1 protein-coding gene is annotated in these 4,953 nt (G+C 69.6%); it reads left to right on the top strand.

Annotated features, from left to right (window positions below; genetic code table 11):
* Positions 1-4,953 (top strand): hypothetical protein (locus VEG08_09845; GenBank protein ID HXZ28284.1); only part of this gene is annotated, 4,953 nt, incomplete at both ends.

Raw genomic sequence — 4,953 nt, 5'->3', positions numbered from 1 at the left:
GGGCAGGAGGGCCAGGCCGCTCCCGCTCCGCGCCCGTCGCAGCGCCAAGCCTTTGCCGTGGGCGCCGCCCAGAACACCACCAAGGCCGGCCCACGGTCGGAAGACTACGCTCGCGTGCTCGACCGCTACATCGCGCGCCTGGTCGCGCTCGATCGCTTGCCCGACGCCCTCGCCCTCTACCGCCGCGAGATCGAGCGCAATCCCAATGACCCCGGCCTCTACGAGCGCCTGGCCAATTTCCTGCAGCAGAACAAGATCGACGATCAGGTCGAGCAGGTCTACAAGCGCGCCATCCAGCAGTTCCCGGAGCGCACCTGGTACCAGAAGCTCGCCCGCTGGTACCTGCGCGAGAAGCGCGAATCCGACTACGAAGCCCTCACCCGCCAGGTCACCGGCGTCTTCTCCGGCAGCGAACTCGCTGACTACTTCCAGAAGGCCTGCTGCAGCAGCGAGGGGCTCTCGCTGCAGTTGAACCTGTTCGCTCACCAGCGTTTCCCGCACAATCCGGTCTTCGTGCGCAACCTGCTGGGGCTCTACCAGACCCCGCCCACCCGCGACGACGCTGCCTGGGAGCAGCTCATCCGCCAGTACTGGTTCTACGACGACGACTTGCGCTCGCAGTATTTCGCCTGGCTCTCCTGGAAGGGCCGCCTGGACTCGGAACTCGACGCGGTGCGCCACAACGATGCCGCCCGTGCCGCCGACTGGGACGGCATGGTGCAGCAAAGCCCGGCCGCCGCGCAGTTCCTGGCCCAGGGCGAAGCCTGGCGCTCGCGCTTCGAGGCCGCCGCGCCGGTCCTGGGAGCGCTCGCCCAGGCCTATCCCACCGATCTGGGCATCGCCCGTAACGCCTCCACCCTCTACCGCTCGCTGGCTTATTTCGATCCCGCTGATACCCAGCGCGCAGTCGCCATCGAAGAGAAGATCGCGCAGTACCAGCCCGGCGACCGCGACACCCTGGCCCGCCTCGGCGACATCTACGCCGACCGCGAGATGTTCCGCGAAGCCATGCCCTACTGGGACCGCATGGCCGCGACCGCCCCCGGCGACTCCGCCGGCTACCTCTCTGCCGCCACCGTCTACTGGGACTATTACCTGTTCGACGACGCCCTGCGCCTGATGGAGCAGGGTCGCGCGAAGCTCAAGGATCCCGCGCTCTACTCCTACGAGGAGGGCGCGGCCTTCGAGGGCAAGCGCGACTACGCCCGCGCGGTCGCGGAATATACCAAGGGCGCGCTCGCCGGTGAGACCGGTACCTCGCAGTCGCGCCTGCTGGAACTGGCGCGACGTCCCGCTACTCGCGACCTCGTCGACCAGTCCACCGCCCAGTCGGTCAGCGGCGCCAATCCCTCGCTGGAATCGCTCGACCTGCGCATCGCCGTGCTGCAGGCGCAGAGCCGTCCCAAGGACCTGGAAGCCCTGCTCGCCTCCATGGTGCCCAACGCCACCAACTTCGACCTGCTGGAGCACATCGAATCCATCGCCCAGCAGCAGGGCTTCGACGCGGTGCAGCAGGCCTCGCTGGAGCGACGCGCCGCCCTCACCAACGATCCCGTCGACCGCCTGCGCCTGCGCTTCGCCCTGGCCCGCTACTACGAGGGCAAGAAGGACATGGCCGCGGCCCAGCGGGACTACGAGGCCATCTACAAGGACGACCCCATGATCCTGGGCGTGGTGCGCTCCATGGTGGACTTCTACTGGCGCAGGAAGCAGCAGGACCGCGCCATCGCGGTGCTGCTCGAGGCCTCCGGCCACGCCTATCCCGCGCTCAAAAAGCAGTTCCAGTTCGAGGCGGCGCGCAAGGCCACCGACGCCGGCAAGTACGACCAGGCGCGCCAGCTCCTCACCGCGCTGCTCGCCGATTCGCCTTACGACGCCGAGACCCTGGCCGCGCTGGCCGACACCTACGCCCGCGCCAACGATCCTGCCGGCCTGCGCGACTTCTATTTGGCCAAGATCCAGGCCTTCCGCCAGGCCCCCATGGCCAAGGACGAGCTCAACGCCCGCGTCGCCACCCTGCGCCGCGGCCTCATCCTGGCTCTCACCCAGCTCAAGCAGCCCGACGCCGGCGTGGACCAGTACATCGAGCTCCTCAACAAGTATCCCGACGACGACGCGCTCACCACCGAGGCCGCCCTCTACGCCCTCAAGTACAACCTGAAGGACAAGCTCCTCGCCTTCTACACCAAGACCACGGCCGACTCGCCCAAGGATTACCGCTGGCCCATGGTGCTGGCGCGCCTGCAGGTGCAGTTCGAGGACTACCCGGCCGCCATCGACGACTACGCCAAGGCGAGCGCCATCCGCCCCGACCGCGTGGACCTGCGCAGCGCGCGCGCCGCCCTGGAAGAGCGTCTGCTGCGCTTCGACGATGCCGCCGCCGACTACCAGAAGATCTACGACCTCGCCTACCACGATCCTCAGTGGCAGGAGAAGCTGGCCACCGTGCGCGCGCGCCAGGGGCGCACCGACGACGTGGTCGCCGCGCTGCGCAAAGCCTTCATCGAAGGCCGCCCCGAGCGTTCCCAGAACTACTTTGAGGTGGCGCGCCGCCTGGAAGGCTGGAACATGCTGCCGCAGGCGAAGGAATTCGCCGAGCACGGACTCGAGGTCGCCCGCGACGACCTGCTCGCCGATCCCCGCAACCTCTCCGGCGTCCAGCTCTACGCCCGCATCCTGACGCGCCTGCGCCAGCAGGAGCCGGCCTATGCCCGCCTGCTCGCCGCCCGCGAGGCTGCCCTCCATCCCAGCGGCAGTGTCTTCTCCACCGCGACCCAGGGCGCGTTCACCGAGGGGCACGAGAGGAGCGGGGGCGCGGCCGCCGACCAGGCCGCCGTCCAGAAGGCCCAGGACGCCCGCCGCCGCGAGAACGCGCTCTCCGGCCTGCAGGCCGCCCTGCGCGAGATGGGCGCCGACGTCAACCGCTACTTCACGCCCGAGGAGAAGGCTTCCTTCGCCGCTTTCCTCGACAAGCAGAAGACGGCCGCCGTCCAGGACGATCTTCGCGACTTGCTGGTCCCGCTGGCCCAGGCCGCCGGCCTCGCCGACCAGGAAGCGCGCTGGCGCGACGAACTCCTGCTCGACTATGCCGGCCAGCCCGAAGCCGGCGCCCAGTACGCGCGCCTGCTCGAATTGCAGAAGCGCCGCACCCAGTTCGACGAATTGGGCGTGCAGATGGAGGTCTACTATCCCCGCCAGCCCGCCAAGCAGCGCAGCACCGGTCCGCTGCAGGAGGCTGCCGCCGACTATCGCGCTTCCGGCAACGTGGCCTCCGAGCTGCGCGTGCTCACCCAGCTTTACAGCCTGCGCGCGCTGGGCCCGCTGCAGGAGCGCTACTTCGAGCTGCTGCTGAGCCGCGATCCGGCGCGCCTGGTGCAGGTAGCCGGGGGCCGCTGGCCGGAGTACCGCGATCCCGCCGTCCAGTACGTCATCGCCCACGGCAGCGCCGGCCTGGCCCAGCAGGCGGTGGCTGCCCGCGCCAAGTCCCAGCAGCCGGTTTGGGCCAAGGCCTACTCCGCCCTCGCCGGCCTCTACTTCTCCGACACCGGCGCCCAGGTGGACACCGCCTTCAACTCCGCGCTGGGCTCCATGGTCATCGGCGACCGGCTGGGCAAGCCGGTCGACCGCGACCAGCAGCTTGCCGGCGACATCTGGTTCTACTACGGCTCGCGCTACGGCGAGTACGAGAGCATCAGCAAGCGCGGCGACCCCGAGGACTTCCTGGCCGCCGAGCTGGAACACACTCCCGGCCGCGCCGCCGCCTATGAGGCCCTGGCCGAGTACTACGACGAGAAGGGCGCCTACGAGCCCGCCCTCGCCGACTATCAGCACGCTCTCGAACTGCATCCCGACGCCGGCGTGGTTCACGACCGCATGGCCATGGTGCTGTGGACGCAGGGCAAGCACGATGAGGCCGCCGCCCACTGGAAAGAAGCGCTGGCCGGCTTCGATCGCCAGCAGAATTCCGGGCGCGCCCCCGCCGCCTTCTGGTCGCAGGTGCAGCGCGTGATGGTGCGCATCGGGACGCGCAAGCTGCTTCCCATGCTGCGTCCCGACGCCGACCGCCTGCTGCGCGACTACATCAAGCGCAACGGCACCTACCAGGTGGACCCGTTGCTGCGCGGCGCCATGAGCGCCTCCGGCGATCCCGCCGCCGGCGTGGCTTGGATACTCGATTTGGCCCACGTCGCTCCTAACGAGATGGAGTTCCTCACCAACCTGGTCGAGGCCCGCTGGATCCCGGCGGCGCAGCGCGAGCCCATCTACCAGCGCATCCTGCAACTGGCGCAGGACGCCGCGGGTTCGTCGCGTGGCGAGGCCCACGACGCCGCCCTCGGCGAGTGGCACCGCTGGCAGTTCAAGTGGATCAGCTACCTGCTCGATACCAACCAGGCCGACCGCGCCCAGGCCGCGCTCGACGCTCTCCCCGAGGAGACGCGCCGCTCCGACGTGAGCCAGGCCAACATCCTGGCCATCCGCATCGCCGCCCGCGCCGGCCGCCTCGACGCCCTGCTCGACAGCTATCGCAGCGATCCCACCAAGCTGCCGGGTGGGGAGGACCTGAAGACCGCGGCCACCGCCCTGGCCGCCGACAAGGACCAGGCCTCCGCCGACAAGCTGCTGGAGATCGTCTACAGCCAGGCCATCGAGGCCCACGACCTCACTCCCGCCAACTTCCTCGGCCTGGCCGAGATCAGGCTCAATCGCGGCGATGTCCCCGGCGCCGTCGCCCTGCTGCGCCGCATGGTGCTGGTCACCGGCGCCTCCTTCGAAGGCATGCCGCAGGCCGCGACGCTGCTGGCCGGCAAGGGTCATCCCGCCGAGGCTGCCGCCTTCCTCGCCGACTACGTCCAGGCCACGCCCTGGGACGCTGCCGCCAAGGTGCAGCTCGCGGAGATGCGCCTGAAGGCCGGCCAGGAAGTCGAGGCATCCCAGAAAACCCTGGCCGCGGCC

The organism is Terriglobales bacterium, assembly GCA_035624475.1.
Lineage (GTDB): Bacteria > Acidobacteriota > Terriglobia > Terriglobales > Acidobacteriaceae > DASPRL01.
This window is presented reverse-complemented; position numbering and strand designations above follow the sequence as displayed.